Here is a 15,686-nt window from a genome sequence, read left to right as displayed (position 1 = left end):
GATGGCGGGTTCGAAATCCAGTTATGGCTACGACGAATTGCTTGCCTGCGCCCGCGGCGAGCTGTTCGGACCGGGAAATGCGCAGCTGCCCTATCCACCGATGCTGATGTTCGACCGCATCACCGAGATCAGCGAGACCGGCGGTGCGTTCGACAAGGGTTTCATCCGCGCGGAATTCGATATCAAGCCGGATTTGTGGTTCTTCGCCTGCCATTTCATCGGCAATCCGATCATGCCGGGATGCCTGGGCCTGGACGCCATGTGGCAGTTGACGGGATTCTATCTTGGATGGCTCGGCGAACCCGGCAAGGGAATGGCGCTGTCGACCGGTGAAGTGAGATTCAAAGGAATGGTCACGCCTTCGGTCAAGAAGGTGGAGTATGGCGTCGACTTCAAGCGGGTGATGCGCGGTCGGCTTGTGCTTGGCATCGCCGATGGCTGGCTGAAGGCAGATGGCGAGCCCATATATGCGGCAACGGATCTGAAAGTCGGTCTGTCCAAGCAATCGGCCGCCGTCTGAGCGAAGACCCTACAGTGCCACGTCTTGAACGTCTAAAGGACGCTGTGGCACTTTAATTTTGCGCATGGTTCCGTTCCGGAAATTGATTCAGGTTTCGGGGGTCCGCGCTGGAAGGAGTTGCGAATGAGACGGGTCGTAGTCACAGGTCTCGGCATCGTGTCGTCGATCGGCAACAATGCCAACGAGGTGCAGACCTCGCTGCATGATGCCAGATCCGGCATCAGCTTTTCCGACTCTTTCGCCGAGCATGGCTTCCGCTGCCGGGTGTGGGGCGCGCCGACGCTGGATCCGTCGAGCATGATCGACCGTCGCGCTATGCGCTTCCTGTCGCAGGGTGCTGCCTGGAACCATGTCGCAATGGACCAGGCGATCGCAGACGCCGGCCTCGACGAGGCCGACATCACCAACGAGCGCACCGGTATCGTGATGGGCTCCGGCGGACCGTCGACCCGTGCAATCGTCGAAGCGGCCGAGACCACGATCAAAAACGGCAGCCCCAAGCGGATCGGGCCGTTCGCGGTGCCAAAAGCGATGTCGTCGACCGCTTCGGCGACGCTTGCCACCTGGTTCAAGATCCACGGCGTCAACTATTCGATCTCATCGGCCTGCTCGACGTCTGCGCATTGCATCGGCAATGCGTACGAGCTGATCCAATGGGGCAAGCAGGACATGGTGTTCGCCGGCGGCCATGAGGATCTCGACTGGACGATGTCGGACCTGTTCGACGCCATGGGCGCCATGTCGTCCAAGTTCAACGACAGGGCATCGGTCGCCTCCCGCGCCTACGACGTCGATCGCGACGGTTTCGTCATTGCCGGCGGCGCTGGCGTGCTGATTCTTGAAGAGCTCGAGCAGGCCAAGGCGCGCGGCGCCAAGATCTATGCCGAGATCGTCGGCTATGGCGCGACCTCGGACGGCTACGACATGGTGGCGCCTTCGGGCGAAGGTGCGGTGCGCTGCATGCGGCAGGCGCTGGCGACCGCCTCTTCGCCTGTCGACTACATCAACACGCACGGCACTTCGACGCCGGTCGGCGACTCCAAGGAAATGGGCGCCATCCGCGAGGTGTTCGGCGACAACATGCCTTTCATCACGTCGACGAAATCGCTGACCGGCCATTCGCTAGGTGCGGCCGGCGTGCAGGAGTCGATCTACTCGATCCTGATGATGCAAGGTGGCTTCATCGGTGAAAGCGCCCATATCGAGAACCTCGATCCGGAGTTCGAGGGCATGCCGATCGTGCGCAAGCGCATCGACGACGCCAGGATCGACACTGTTTTGTCCAATTCGTTCGGTTTCGGTGGCACCAACGCAACGCTGATCTTCCAGCGCTATTCCGCATAAGGATTTGCCGACCATGGACGGATTGATGAAGGGCAAGCGCGGGCTTGTCATGGGTGTCGCCAATGATCATTCGATTGCCTGGGGTATCGCCCGCAAACTGTCCGAACATGGCGCTGAACTCGCTTTCACCTATCAGGGTGAGGCCTTCGGACGCCGGGTCAAGCCGCTCGCCGAGAAACTGGGCGCATCCTTGGTGGTGCCTTGCGACGTCGAGGACAGCGCGTCGGTCGCCGCCACCTTCGAGACCTTGGGCAAAGCCTGGGGCGGGCTGGACTTCATCGTCCACGCCATCGGCTTTTCTGACAAGAACGAGCTGAAAGGCCTCTACGCCGACACCAGCCGCGACAATTTCGTCCGCACCATGGTGATCTCCTGCTATTCCTTCACCGAGGTTGCCCGCCACGCCGCCACGTTGATGAAGGACAGCGGCTCGATGATCACGCTGACCTATGCGGGTTCGGTTCGCGTCATGCCGAACTACAACGTCATGGGTGTTGCCAAGGCCGGGCTGGAGGCCAGCGTCCGTTACCTCGCCAACGACTATGGCCCGCGCGGCATCAGAGTGAACGGCATATCGGCGGGACCGGTGCGGACGCTTGCCGGCGCCGGGATTTCCGACGCACGCCACATGTTCTCCTACCAGCAGCGCAACTCGCCGCTACGCCGTACGGTGACAATCGACGAAGTCGGCGGTTCCGCGCTCTATCTGCTGTCCGACCTGTCCTCCGGCGTCACCGGCGAAATCCACTATGTCGATTCCGGCTATCATATTGTCTCCATGCCGACGCTTGACGAGTTGAAGCAGACCGACGGCGGACGGGAATAGCATGAACGACGTGTCGCCGACTGCCCCGCAGAATTTCAGCGCCGCGCCGTGAAAACCTTGAACATACCGTCGCGAGCGAGCTCCGCATGGCTGGAGAAGGCGGCCGCCAGCACCGGTTCGTAGGGAAGCTGCCGGTTCGCCACCATGAACAACCGGCCGCCCGGCTTCAGCGCCTTGCCTGCCGCGGGGATCATGCCGGCACCGATTTCCGGCTCAGTCGCCCGACTGCGGTGAAAGGGCGGGTTCATGACGACGACGTCATAGCGGCGCTCGACCGGCTCGCTCAAAAGATCGATCCAGAAGAAACCTGGCTCCACGCCTGTATTGCCGAGATTGGCCTTCGCCGCCTCCAGCGCCTCGAAATCCGCTTCGTATAGGTCAAGCGCCGATATGCCAGGTGAGCGGGCGGCGACCTCGGCGGCGACATAGCCCCAGCCTGCACAAAAATCCGCAACGCTGCCACGCATATCGGTGGGCAGATTTTCGATCAGCAGTTTCGATCCGGCATCGATCTTGTCGAAGGAAAACATGCCTGGGGCCGTGCGGAAGCGGTCCTCGACCACCAAATCCGGATTGGCAGCGCGAAGCGTTGCCGCGACGACATCGGCCGGCCGGCGAAACCAGAAGGCAATGCCGTGATGCTTCGGCAGGTGGCCTTTGAGCGGCACGAGCTCGCCGATATGCTTGCGCAGGCTGGCGATGCCATCGTCCTTGCCGCCAGCGACAACGATCAACCCGCCTGGTGTCACGCGCTCGACCGCTTCGGCGACGCGCAACTCGTTTTGGCCGCGATGGCGGCCAGCGAGCACAAATGCTGCGTCGAAAGCCTCGCCTTCCACTCCCGGCGTGACCGTGAAGCCCGATGCCTGCAAGGCGCGAAAATGCGGCCTGAAGCCTTGGACAAGATGAAGCTCGGCATCAAAGCCTTCGGGCAAGCGGAAGCCGGGCTCGGCGCCGAGAAAAAGAATGCGTTCGCCCTTCCGCGGCAAGGAAAGAGCCCCGGCGTCGAAAGGATGGAAAAGCGTTTTCAGCGGCTCGGCGGACATTCACCACTCTTGAACTGCAGGGCTGTTGTTGAAATGAAAACGGGCGCGACCTTCCGGCGCGCCCGCTTCGATTGCATGGCTAGAGCATGATCCCAAAAGTGGAATCCGGTTTTCGGAAAAGATCATGCTCAAAACAAAAAGATAGAGCCCATCCCGATCTATCGGGGTGGAACAGGCTCTATGCAGCTTAGGCGGCGTTTTCTTCGCCTTCGCTCTTCTTGTCGCGAGCGATTTCCTTGCCGGTGGCCTGGTCGACGACCTTCATCGACAGGCGGACCTTGCCGCGCTCGTCGAAGCCCATCAGCTTGACCCAGACCTTGTCGCCTTCCTTGACCACATCGGAGGTCTTGGCGACGCGATCATTGGCGAGCTGCGAGATGTGGACGAGGCCGTCACGCGGACCGAAGAAGTTGACGAAAGCGCCGAAGTCGGCGGTCTTGACGACCGTGCCTTCGTAGATTTCACCGACTTCCGGCTCAGCGACGATGGTGTGGATCCACTTCTTCGCCGCCTCGATCTCCTTGGCGTTGGCCGAAGCGATCTTGACCGTGCCGTCATCCTCGATGTTGATCTTGGCGCCGGTCTTTTCGACGATCTCGCGGATGACCTTGCCGCCCGAGCCGATCACATCCCGGATCTTGTCGGTCGGGATGTGCATGACCTCGATGCGCGGCGCGAACTCGCCGAGTTCGGCACGCGCGCCGGACAGCGCATGGGCCATTTCGCCGAGAATGTGCTGACGGCCCTCCTTGGCTTGGTCGAGCGCGATCTTCATGATCTCTTCGGTGATACCCTCAATCTTGATGTCCATCTGCAGCGAGGTGATGCCGTAGGCGGTGCCGGCAACCTTGAAGTCCATGTCGCCGAGGTGGTCCTCGTCGCCGAGGATGTCGGAGAGCACGGCGAAGCGCTCGCCTTCCTTGATCAGGCCCATCGCGATGCCGGCGACCGGCTTGGCCAGCGGCACACCCGCATCCATCAGCGCCAGCGAGGTGCCGCAGACGGTAGCCATCGATGACGAGCCGTTGGACTCGGTGATCTCCGAAACGACGCGCAACGTATAGGGGAACTGGTCGGCGGTCGGCAGCATCGGCCGGATGGCGCGCCAGGCAAGCTTGCCATGGCCGATTTCGCGGCGGCCGGGCGAACCCATGCGGCCGGTTTCACCGACCGAGTAGGGAGGGAAGTTGTAGTGCAGGAGGAACTTCTCCTTGTACATGCCGGTCAGCGAATCGACATACTGCTCGTCCTCGCCGGTGCCGAGCGTAGCGACGACCAGCGCCTGGGTCTCGCCGCGGGTGAACAGCGCCGAGCCGTGTGTGCGCGGCAGGACGCCGACTTCCGAGACGATCTTGCGGACCGTCTTCAGGTCGCGGCCGTCGATGCGCGAGCCGGTGTCGAGGATGTTCCAGCGCACGACCTTGGCCTGGAGCTCCTTGAACACGGTGCCAATCTGTTCGGACGTGTATTTGGCCTCCTCGCCTTCTGCCGGCGCGAACGCCGCCTTGACCTTCGCCTTGACGGCGTCGACGGCGGCATAGCGCTTCTGCTTGTCGGTGATCTTGTAGGCATCGCGAAGCTCGCCTTCGACGATCTTCAGCATCTCGGCTTCAAGCGCGGAATAGTCCGGCGCGGTGAAGTCGCGCGGGTCCTTGGCGGCGACTTCGGCCAGCTTGATGATCGCGTCGATCACCGGCTGGAAGCCCCTGTGGCCGAACATGACAGCGCCAAGCATAAGGTCCTCGCCGAGCTCCTTGGCTTCGGACTCGACCATCAGCACGGCGTCGGCGGTGCCGGCGACGATCAGGTCGAGCTTCGATTCCTGCATCTCGTCGACGTGCGGGTTGAGCACGTATTCGCCGTTGATATAACCGACGCGGGCGCCGCCGACCGGGCCCATGAACGGCACGCCGGACAAGGTCAGGGCGGCGGAGGTGGCGACGATCGACAGGATATCCGGGTCATTTTCGAGATCGTGCTGGACGACGGTGACGACGATCTGGGTGTCGTTCTTGTAACCTTCGGCGAAGAGGGGGCGGATCGGGCGGTCGATCAGGCGGGAAACCAGCGTTTCCTTCTCGCTCGGACGGCCTTCACGCTTGAAATAGCCACCTGGGATCTTGCCAGCGGCGTAGGTCTTTTCCTGGTAGTTGACCGTCAGTGGGAAGAAATCGAGGCCGGGCTTCGGCTCCTTCATCGAGACGACGGTGGCGAGAACCTTGGTTTCGCCGTAGGTGGCCAGCACCGCGCCGTCAGCCTGGCGCGCGATTTTGCCGGTTTCGAGGATGAGCGGACGGCCGCCCCATTCGATTTCCACTTTGTGGTAATTGAACATGTCTTGTCCTTCATAGGCGGAAAGGGCCGCGCCGTTTCAGCGTGCGCGGATGCCCCTTTCCCTTGGCTTCCTTTCTCGGGCAGCCACGGGCAAGACAACGGGAGGCTCGGCTATTCGGCGCGCTGCCGCACGAGCGTCCTGCAATCCTGCCCCATGACCGTCCATGGGCGGTTTCGAGCGGCCCTCTGCTGTTTCGAAACCGGGTTGGCCAATCGATCCGACTGGCCTTGCGCGTGAACCCGAAAACCAGGTTTCCGGAAGATATCATGCGCAAATCTAGACTTCAGAGCGTCCTTTGCGCGTCCAAACCGATGCGCGGCGCTCTACTTCCTCCATTGGAGCCTTGGATGACCCGATGCTCCAATGCGCGACCGGCGGGCTCTCGAAAGAACCCGCCGGTCAATTCGTCAACGGCGCAGACCGAGCTTCTCGATCAGCGTCTGATAGCGCGCGTCGTCCTTGCGCTTGAGATAATCAAGCAGGCTGCGGCGCTGGGAGACGAGAGCGAGCAGACCACGGCGGGAATGGTTATCCTTCTTGTGGTCCTTGAAATGGTCGGTCAGGTTCTTGATGCGCTCGGAAAGGATGGCCACCTGGACTTCCGGAGACCCGGTGTCGCCCTTGGCGGTTGCGAATTCACCCATCAATTCCTTCTTGCGTTCGGCAGTAATCGACATCGTGTTTTTCCTTGTCTGTTTGAGGAAACGGGACGCCCTCAGCCGGGATGTCGTCCAGCAGGGGCCGGTGCAAGCAACGCGTCAAAGCGCGAAGCTGCGGCGCATATAGTGCAATTCCGGCAAAAAGACCAGCCCAATTCACAAGCCGGCTTTTTGCTGCATAAACGGACACTTCCGCTTAGTCAGAGCCATTTCTTCCATTTGAAGTACGCGTAGAGCCCGACCGCCACAAGCGCCATGAAGACGAGCGATAAGGGATAGCCGTAATAGGCTTTTAGCTCCGGCATGTTCCAGGGCGAGGTCTCGGGATCGAAATTCATGCCCCACACGCCGACGAAAAAGGTGAGCGGCAGGAAGATCACCGAGACGATCGTCAGATAGCTGATGACGTCGTTGGTGCGCGCCTGGCTGAGTGACAGGTGCATCTCGATCAGGCCGGTCAGCATGTCGCGCTGGGTCTCGACCAATTCGATCAATCGCAGCGAATGATCGAGCGTATCGTTCAGGAATAACTTGGTTTCGGCCTTCACATAGGGGACGTCGTTGCGGATCATGGTCGCCAGCGCGTCGCGCATCGGCCAAAGCACGCCCTTCAACACATTGGCGTCGCGCCGCAATTCGTGAAGCTGCCGCATCTGGTGCTTGTGCGCCTGGTTTAGCATCTGGTCCTCGATGCTGTCGACCAATTCGCCGGCAGCCTCGGTCGGCGGGAAATAGCTGTCGACGATGGCGTCGATCAAAGCATAGGCGAGATAGTCGGCGCCGCGCGAGCGCAACCGGTTGGGCACCGAGCTTCCGATCCGCTTGCGCACGGGATCGAACGGGTCGCCTTCGCGCTCCTGGAAGGTGACGACGAAATTCTTGCCGAAGAAGACGGTGATCTGTTCGTAACGGTGCGCAGTGACATCGTCGATCATCCTGACGACGACAAAGGCATGGTCCTCGAAGAAATCCACCTTCGGCCGCTGGCCGGTGTTGACGACATCTTCCAGCGCCAGCGGATGCAGGTTGAAAATCCGGCCGATCTCCTCGATCAGCTGGATGTTGGCGAGGCCGGTGCAGTCGAGCCAGATGACCGGCCAATTGTGGCAATGGGTGTTGACGTCGTCGATGCTGGCATTGTCGATCGTCTGGAACTTCTCGGGCGAGATCAACGTCAGCCTGAGCTCGGAGAGGCGCGCCGCCGGATCGGCGATCAGCGTGCCCGGCGAAGCCCCGACCGGCGGCCGCCGTGTTTTTAGCGGCGCCCGCTTCTTGACCGTCTCAGCCTTTGCCATGTGCCCCCTCGAGTGCAGCGTCGAACGGCACTACAGCGCCGCGCGTCCTTTCGGACGGCAAACGACGCCGTAGCCCTGTTGATTTAGCGCATGATCCTTTCCCAAAATAGAATCCGGTTTGGAGATCATGCGCCGGGCGAGAGCTGTTACCCGACAAAGACCCGCTTTGGCTTGAACATGCCTTGCTCGATGGCGCCGATGGCGACCAGCTTGCCGCGCGCCGTGGCGCAGGCCTCCTCAGCTTCTACCGGCGCGTCACGGCCGCGAATGATGACCGGATTGCCGAGGCGGATTTTGGTTGCCGCATCGTCGCTGATCGCAACCTGCGGTAAGCATTCGAGCGCTGCGGCGGTGTCGACCAGAAACGCATCGATGGCGTCGAAGTCGATCGGCGCATCCGCTGCTTGCGAACTCTCCTCGCCCTGTTCGCCGAAGCGGACGGCTTCCAGTTCGGCCAGGGTGACGAAATCTTCTTGCGTAAACGGCTCGACCTCGACCCTTCGCAGCTCGGCGATATGGCCGAAGCAGCCGAGGTCGCGGCCCATGTCGCGCGCCAGCGAGCGGACATAGGTGCCCTTGCCGCATTCGACCTCGAAGATGGTGCGATCAGCCATGTGTCCGATCAGGTCGAGCCGGCCGATCTCGACCTCGCGTGCCGGAATGTCGACCGTCTCGCCCTCGCGGGCAAGGTCGTAGGCGCGCTCGCCGGCGATCTTGATCGCCGAGAATTGCGGCGGCGTCTGCATGATGACGCCGGTATATTTCGAAAGCAGCGCCAGCACATCGGATTCCGCCGGACGGCGGTCGGAGCTTTTGGTCGCCGGGCCTTCGAGGTCGTCGGTCGAACGCTCCTCGCCCCAGGCGACCGTGAAGCGGTAGACCTTGGCGCCGTCCTGGACGTAAGGCACGGTCTTGGTCGCTTCGCCGAGCGCGATCGGCAGCATGCCGGACGCCAGAGGGTCGAGCGTGCCGGCATGACCGGCCTTTTCCGCCTGGAACAGCCACTTGATCTTGGAGACGGCTTCGGTCGAACCCATGCCGACCGGCTTGTCCAGCACCAGCCAGCCTGAGATCGGCCGGCCCTTCTTCTTGCCGCGACGCGCCACTATTCGCTGTCCTTCATGTCGTCTTTGTCTTTGTCGTCGGCGCCGAGATCGCGCGCCACTTCGGGCGAATGCAGCAATTCGTTGATCTTCTGGAAATTGTCGTAGCTGGTATCGAGCCGGAAGCGGAATTCCGGCATGTACTTCATTTGCCGCAGCGCGCCGGAAACGCGGCCGCGGACGAACTTCGCATGCTTGTTGAGCGCCTCGACCACCGCACCGGTATCCTTGGCGCCAAGCGGCGAAACGAAGGCGGTAGCGATCTTCAGATCGGGCGACATGCGCACTTCCGAGACCGAGACCACTGTGTTCTCGATCAGCGGATCGAGAATCTCGCCGCGCTGCAAGGTCTCGGATAGCGCATGGCGCACCTGCTCGCCGACGCGCAGCATGCGTTGGGATGGGCCTGAAGGGGTTGAACGGGGCATTTTCCTCGGTCCTGAAATCGTGAAGCGCGGGATGGGACCGCGCCGCATGTCTCATATGGTTTGGGCGGCGGCCTTTCGACCACCGCCCGGTCTCAATAGATGCTCGAACTCAGGATGCCCGAACTCAGAGCGTCCTGGTCACCATCTCGACGCGGAAGCACTCAATGACGTCCCCGGCGCGCATGTCCTCGTAGTTCTGGAAGGCCATACCGCATTCCTGGCCGGCCGGAACTTCCGAAACTTCGTCCTTGAAGCGCTTCAGGGTTTTCAGCGTGCCTTCGTGGATGACGACGTTGTCGCGGATCAGGCGGACGCCCGCACCACGCTCGACCTTGCCTTCGGTGACACGGCAGCCGGCGATCTTGCCGATCTTGGTGATGTCGAAGATCTCGAGGATCTCGGCATTGCCGATGAAGGTCTCGCGACGCTCCGGCGAGAGCAGGCCGGAGAGCGCCGCCTTCACGTCATCGACGAGATTGTAGATGATGGAGTAGTAGCGGATCTCGATGCCTGCCGCAGCCGCGGCGGCACGGGCCTGCACATTCGCGCGAACGTTGAAGCCGATGATCGCAGCCCCCGAGGTTTCCGCCAGCGACACGTCGCTTTCGGTGATACCGCCGGCTCCCGCATGGACGATGCGGGCGCGCACCTCGTCGGTGCCGAGATTGTCGAGCGCCGCGTTGATCGCCTCGATCGAACCCTGCACATCGCCCTTGATGACCAGCGGGAATTCCTTCAATCCGCTTGTCTGCAATTGCGACATCATCTGTTCGAGCGAACCGCGCTGGCCGGCATGCCTGGCCACCGCTTTCTCGCGTGCCAGGCGCTGGCGGTATTCGGTGATCTCACGGGCTCGGGCCTCGTTGTTGACCACGGCGAAGCGGTCGCCGGCCTGCGGCGTACCTTGCAGGCCGAGCACCTCCACCGGCATTGCCGGCGGCGCCTCCTTGACCTGCTCGCCGCGGTCGTTGACCAGCGCGCGCACCCGGCCCCACTCGTTGCCCGCGACGAGAATATCGCCCGGCATCAACGTGCCGGTTTGCACCAGCACGGTGGCGACAGGGCCGCGGCCCTTATCGAGTTGGGCCTCGATGACAACGCCTTCGGCGGTGCGCTCCGGATTGGCCTTCAGGTCGAGGATTTCGGCCTGCAGCAGGATCGCTTCGAGCAGCTTGTCGAGGTTGATGCCCTTGGTCGCCGACACTTCGACGTCCAGCACCTCGCCGCCCATGGATTCAACGAACACCTCATGACGCAGCAATTCCGAACGCACTTTCTGCGGGTCAGCGTCATGCTTGTCGATCTTGTTGATCGCAACGATGATCGGAACGCCGGCCGCCTTGGCGTGGTTGATCGATTCGATCGTCTGCGGCATCACGCTGTCGTCGGCCGCCACCACGAGGATCGCGATATCGGTGGCCTGGGCGCCGCGGGCACGCATCGCGGTGAAGGCGGCGTGGCCGGGCGTGTCGATGAAGGTGACCTTGTTACCGTTCTTCTCGACCTGATAGGCGCCGATATGCTGGGTAATGCCGCCGGCTTCGCCGGACACCACATTGGCATTGCGGATAGCGTCGAGCAGCGAGGTCTTGCCGTGATCGACATGGCCCATGATCGTTACCACCGGCGGACGCGGCTGGAGATCCTCGGGACGATCGGCGATATTGAACAAGCCCTCTTCGATGTCGGACTCTGCGACGCGACGGACCGTATGGCCAAATTCGGTCGCGACCAGTTCGGCCGTGTCGGCGTCGATGACGTCGCCAGGCTTCAGGATCTGGCCCTGCTTCATGAAGAACTTGACCACGTCGACAGCGCGCTCGGACATGCGCTGCGCCAGCTCCTGGATGGTGATGGTCTCCGGCAAGATCACTTCACGCATGACTTTCTCGCGTGGTTCGTTGTGCAACGCGCGCTTGAATTTCTCCTGACGGCGGCGCATCGACGACAGCGAGCGGGCGCGCGCATCCTCATCGGAAAGCGCCGAATTCAGCGTCAGCTTGCCGCGGCGGCGATCTTCCTCGCCCTTGGTCGGCTTGGCCGGACGCGCCACTTCGGGCGTGACCAGACGGCGCACCGGCGCACCGGCACCGGTCCGCTTCGGCTTGACGTCTTCCTCGTCATCGACTGTCGCCAGTTCGGCGGCCAGCGGCGCACGGCGGCGCGCCTCTTCCTCAGCACGGCGGCGGGATTCGGCCTCGGCCTGCAGCCGTGCCTCTTCCTCGGCCTGACGGCGCGCCGATTCTTCGCGCTCGCGGCGGCGGCGCTCCTCGTCCTCGCTGCGGCGCTTGGCCTCCTCGATGGCGCGCTGGCGATCCTCGACGTCGCGCACCTTCGAGCCCTCGAGAGCCCGGCGGCGTGCTTCCATTTCCTGGCGCGACAGCTCGTTCAGCACCATGCCGCCGCGTTCGACCGGCGGCGGAGGCGGCGGCGCCTTGGGGGCCTCCTGCACGGCAGGCGCTGCCGCGACCGGCTTCGGCGTGAAGACGGACACAGGCGCTGCCGCCGGCTCCGGCTTGTCGCCGGGCAGCGAGAATTTGCGCTTCTTGGTCTCGACGACCACCGACTTGGTGCGGCCGTGCGAGAAGTTCTGGCGCACCGTGCCCTGTTCCATACCGGGGCGCTTCAGCGTCAAGGTCTTCTTCGGCGTAACACTCAGCGTCTTGTCGTCGCCCGATTTCGTATCGCTCATTCCATATCCTCTGCGGCATCATCTTCGTCAGCAACGGCCGCAAGCATTGCCAGATCGTCCGGGGAACCGCCCCGATATCGGTCGAGCGCAACCATGCGCTTCTGGACCGCCCTGCCCGCGTCTTCCGCGAGAACGGCAGCATGTATCACATTTGTACCCCCCAATGCCAAGCTCAACTCGGCCTCGGAGAAAAGTTTGTAAGCGCGGATCGCAGGCCCGCCGAGGTGGACGGTTGCCCGTCGCGCCTGGCTTATCTTGCGGACGCCATCGTCGGAAGCCTCGGTCGCGTGGAGCACGAAAAGTGCAAGTCCGCCGCGCACGGCGCTCTCGACCTTGGTCGCTCCGAGCGCTATAGCGCCCGCCTTGCGGGCTAGGCCAAGCATGCCCAGAGCGGACCTGGAAAGCAGCGCGTCGACCATACCGCCAAGATCGGCTGGCACGGTCACCTGCGCCTTAAAGGCACGGGCAAACAGGTTTTTCGCCGCTGCCTTGTCTATATGTAGGCGGTCGGCGGTCACCCAGCAACCGCGGCCGGGCAGGTTTCTCTTGATGTCCGGAACGACGGCCGAATCCGGGCCGACGACGAAACGGATCAGCTCATCCGGTTCGGCTTGCCTGCGGGTGACGATGCAGGTGCGATCGTTCATCTCGTCCAAGGGCGGGTTCGGTGCGATGCGGTTTCACCTCACGCACCGACGGTTTCGTCAGCCGGCACGCCCTCGGCGGCAAGCTCGTCTTCTGTGATCCAGCCAGCCTTCAGGCGGGCGGCCAGGACCATCTGCTCGGCATCGGCGCGCGACACGCCATGATTGGCGAGCACACCTGGGAATACCTTCGTCTCGCCGTCCTTGCGTTCCTTCCAGCCGGTCAGGTCGTCGGCGGCGTAGCCAGCGAAATCCTCGATCGTCTTCACGCCGTCCTCGCCGAGCGTCACCATCATGGCGGTGGTGATGCCGGGAATCTCGCGCAACTCGTCCTTGACGCCGAGTGCCTTGCGCTTCTCGTCGTGCTCGGCTTCGATCTTCTCCAGATATTCGCGGGCGCGGGTCTGGATCTCCGAAGCCGTGTCCTCGTCGAAGCCGTCGATCGACGCGATTTCACCGGAATCGACGTAGGCGACCTCCTCGACGCTGGTGAAGCCTTCGGAAGCGAGCACCTGGCCGACCATCTCGTCGACGTCGAGGGCTTCCATGAACAGCGACGACCGTTCGACGAATTCCTTCTGGCGGCGTTCGCTCTCTTCCTGCTCGGTCAGGATGTCGATGTCCCAGCCGGTGAGCTGCGAGGCAAGACGGACGTTCTGGCCGCGGCGGCCGATGGCCAGCGACAGCTGATCGTCGGGGACGACGACCTCGATACGTTCGGCATCCTCATCGAGCACGACCTTGGCGACTTCCGCCGGCTGCAATGCATTGACGATGAAGGACGCCGCCGAGGGCGACCACGGGATGATGTCGATCTTCTCGCCCTGCAATTCGCCGACGACCGCCTGGACGCGGCTGCCGCGCATACCGACGCAGGCGCCGACCGGATCGATGGAGCTGTCACGCGAGATGACGGCGATCTTGGCGCGCGAACCCGGATCGCGGGCGACCGACTTGATCTCGATGATGCCGTCGTAGATTTCCGGCACTTCCATGGTGAACAGCTTCGCCATGAACTGCGGATGGGTGCGCGACAGGAAGATCTGCGGGCCGCGCTGTTCGCGGCGCACGTCATAGACATAGGCGCGGACGCGATCGCCATATTTGTAGTTTTCGCGCGGGATCAGCTCGTCGCGGCGGATGATCGCCTCGCCGCGGCCAAGATCGACGATGACGTTGCCGTATTCGACGCGCTTGACGGTGCCGTTGACGATCTCGCCGATACGGTCCTTGTATTCGTCATATTGCCGGTCGCGCTCGGCCTCGCGCACCTTCTGCACGATGACCTGCTTGGCCGACTGTGCGGCGATGCGGCCGAAATCCATCGGCGGCAGCTGTTCGGCGATGAAATCGCCGAGCTGGGCGTCCGGATTGCGCTCGCGCGCCGAGGAAATGGCAATCTGCGTCGCGTAATCGTCGACCTTCTCGACCACTTCCATCAGCCGCTGCAGCTTCATCTCGCCGGTGTTGGCGTTGATGTCGGCGCGGATGTTGGTTTCCTGGCCGTAGCGCGAGCGCGCGGCCTTCTGGATCGCATCGGCCATGGCGGCGATGACGATCGACTTGTCGATCGACTTTTCACGCGCGACCGCATCGGCGATCTGCAGCAGTTCAAGCCTGTTGGCGCTTACAACCATCTTTTTTCTCCCGAGCTTGTTGCCGACCTTTACGGCCGGCAGCCCAATCACATTTCCTGTTCGGTTTCGTCTTCCGCGCCCACTTCCGCACCCTCTGGCGCCTCTTCGGGTTCGCCGCGGCGTTTCCTGGCTTCCTTGCGCGCCCGGTTGTCCTTCGACAGCGCATCGCGGATAAGATCGTCGGTCAGGACCAGCCGCGCGTCGGCGATCGCATCGTAGGGCACGCGCACCGTCGGCTCCTCGCCGTAAGCGGCCTTGTCGCGCTCGATCAGCACACCGTCCGCGTCGCTTTCGGCGATCTTGCCCTTGAAGCGCTTGCGGTCGGCGACGAGAACCGACGTTTCCATCTTCACCAGATGGCCGGTCCAGGCTACAAAATCCGATTTGCGGACCAGCGGCCTGTCTATGCCCGGCGACGACACTTCGAGATGATATGCCTTCTCGATCGGATCATCGACATCGAGCGCCGGCGATACCGCCCGGCTGACCTCTTCGCAATCCTCGACGGTCATTGTGCCGTCCTCGCGTTCGGCCATGATCTGCAGCGTGAGCCCGTTCTGGCCCGACAAATGCACACGTACCAAGCGGAAGCCGATGGCACGCAGTACCGGCTGGACGATCAGCGCGATGCGCGCATCGATACCGCTTTCGCGGATGATGCGGTCGTCGCCTTCGCTTGCCGTCACTGTCATTCGGTGCCTGTCGCTCGATTCCTGTTTGGCCGGCAGGTAATAAAAAAGAGCGGGACCGGGTGGACCCACTCTTCGTCATACCGACCAAGAATTTGAAGCTGATATAGACGATCATGGCCGTCGTTTCAAGCCCGTCGTGCATCTGGGCAGGGCTGGGAGTCCGCAGCGCTGTGCCAAATGCATGGCGGCCATGCAGTGATCCCCCTTTGAGCACCGGCGACGCACGACTATCTATGTTGCATTGCACAGTTGGAGCGCTCACTGCGCTCGAAAGGGTACCGATCATGACCAACCGTGGATTTTTCTCAGCCATAGGCGACTTCTTTAGCGTGTTCGGCAGCGCCGTAGCCGTGTCGCGGGCTGTGGAAAACGGTTGCAAGCCGCATGCGCACGATTTGCGCAATCTCGGCATGGAGCCGGCAGCCTTCGACAAAATCCGCCGCTTCTGAGCCAGGTGAGCACCGA

Annotated in this window: 14 protein-coding genes; 4 read left to right on the top strand and 10 right to left on the bottom strand. The window is 62.5% G+C overall.

Features of this window, described 5'->3' with window-relative positions:
- The first annotated feature begins 1 nt into the window (after position 1).
- The 3 genes from fabA (at position 2) to fabI (ending at position 2,690) form a co-directional block, all read left to right on the top strand.
- Positions 2–520 (top strand): 3-hydroxyacyl-[acyl-carrier-protein] dehydratase FabA, encoded by a 519-nt coding sequence (gene fabA / locus NKJ94_RS17375; RefSeq protein WP_352526713.1) that lies wholly within the window; start codon positions 2–4, stop codon positions 518–520.
- Between the two features lie 123 nt (positions 521–643).
- Complete coding sequence (fabB, locus tag NKJ94_RS17370) at positions 644–1,864, top strand: beta-ketoacyl-ACP synthase I (RefSeq protein ID WP_352526711.1); 1,221 nt, start codon at positions 644–646, stop codon at positions 1,862–1,864.
- Positions 1,865–1,877: 13 nt separating this feature from the next.
- On the top strand, positions 1,878–2,690 hold the full coding sequence (fabI, locus tag NKJ94_RS17365; protein WP_352526710.1) for an enoyl-ACP reductase FabI: 813 nt from the start codon (positions 1,878–1,880) through the stop codon (positions 2,688–2,690).
- 35 nt (positions 2,691–2,725) lie between these two features.
- Here fabI and NKJ94_RS17360 read toward each other — a convergent pair whose 3' ends face one another.
- The 10 genes from NKJ94_RS17360 to rimP form a co-directional block, all read right to left on the bottom strand.
- Positions 2,726–3,736, bottom strand: coding sequence for a class I SAM-dependent methyltransferase (locus NKJ94_RS17360; protein ID WP_352526708.1), 1,011 nt, complete (start codon positions 3,734–3,736; stop codon positions 2,726–2,728).
- A 187-nt stretch (positions 3,737–3,923) separates the two neighbouring features.
- Positions 3,924–6,071 carry a polyribonucleotide nucleotidyltransferase gene (gene pnp / locus NKJ94_RS17355; protein ID WP_352526707.1) on the bottom strand — a complete coding sequence of 716 codons (2,148 nt, stop codon included), beginning with the start codon at positions 6,069–6,071 and terminating at the stop codon, positions 3,924–3,926.
- 407 nt (positions 6,072–6,478) lie between these two features.
- Positions 6,479–6,790 (bottom strand): 30S ribosomal protein S15, encoded by a 312-nt coding sequence (gene rpsO / locus NKJ94_RS17350; protein WP_280940423.1) that lies wholly within the window; start codon positions 6,788–6,790, stop codon positions 6,479–6,481.
- A gap of 140 nt (positions 6,791–6,930) precedes the next feature.
- Positions 6,931–8,025 carry a magnesium/cobalt transporter CorA gene (corA, locus tag NKJ94_RS17345; RefSeq protein WP_352526705.1) on the bottom strand — a complete coding sequence of 365 codons (1,095 nt, stop codon included), beginning with the start codon at positions 8,023–8,025 and terminating at the stop codon, positions 6,931–6,933.
- Positions 8,026–8,171: 146 nt separating this feature from the next.
- Positions 8,172–9,131: a tRNA pseudouridine(55) synthase TruB gene (gene truB / locus NKJ94_RS17340; protein WP_352526704.1), complete on the bottom strand. Its 960-nt coding sequence runs from the start codon at positions 9,129–9,131 to the stop codon at positions 8,172–8,174.
- Positions 9,131–9,556, bottom strand: coding sequence for a 30S ribosome-binding factor RbfA (gene rbfA / locus NKJ94_RS17335; protein ID WP_352526703.1), 426 nt, complete (start codon positions 9,554–9,556; stop codon positions 9,131–9,133). The genes truB and rbfA overlap by 1 nt, the downstream gene beginning before the upstream one ends.
- Positions 9,557–9,680: 124 nt before the next feature.
- On the bottom strand, positions 9,681–12,248 hold the full coding sequence (gene infB / locus NKJ94_RS17330; protein WP_352526702.1) for a translation initiation factor IF-2: 2,568 nt from the start codon (positions 12,246–12,248) through the stop codon (positions 9,681–9,683).
- Positions 12,245–12,895 carry an RNA-binding protein gene (locus NKJ94_RS17325; protein WP_352526700.1) on the bottom strand — a complete coding sequence of 217 codons (651 nt, stop codon included), beginning with the start codon at positions 12,893–12,895 and terminating at the stop codon, positions 12,245–12,247. Before NKJ94_RS17325 ends, infB begins: the two co-directional genes overlap by 4 nt.
- Before the next feature lie 38 nt (positions 12,896–12,933).
- A complete protein-coding gene (nusA, locus tag NKJ94_RS17320) occupies positions 12,934–14,529 on the bottom strand; it encodes a transcription termination factor NusA (protein ID WP_023676901.1) in 1,596 nt (531 codons plus the stop codon).
- 47 nt (positions 14,530–14,576) lie between these two features.
- Entirely contained in the window at positions 14,577–15,221 is a 645-nt protein-coding gene (rimP, locus tag NKJ94_RS17315; protein ID WP_352526698.1) for a ribosome maturation factor RimP, read from the bottom strand.
- A gap of 206 nt (positions 15,222–15,427) precedes the next feature.
- Here rimP and NKJ94_RS17310 point away from each other — a divergent pair, with 206 nt between their 5' ends.
- Entirely contained in the window at positions 15,428–15,670 is a 243-nt protein-coding gene (locus tag NKJ94_RS17310; RefSeq protein ID WP_352526830.1) for a hypothetical protein, read from the top strand.
- Positions 15,671–15,686 lie beyond the last annotated feature (16 nt).

The sequence above is a fragment of the Mesorhizobium sp. M0060 genome (genome assembly GCF_040323155.1).
In the GTDB taxonomy this organism is placed as follows: Bacteria; Pseudomonadota; Alphaproteobacteria; order Rhizobiales; family Rhizobiaceae; genus Mesorhizobium.
Note: the sequence above shows the minus strand (reverse complement) of the source record. Positions and strands in the feature narration are given on the sequence as shown.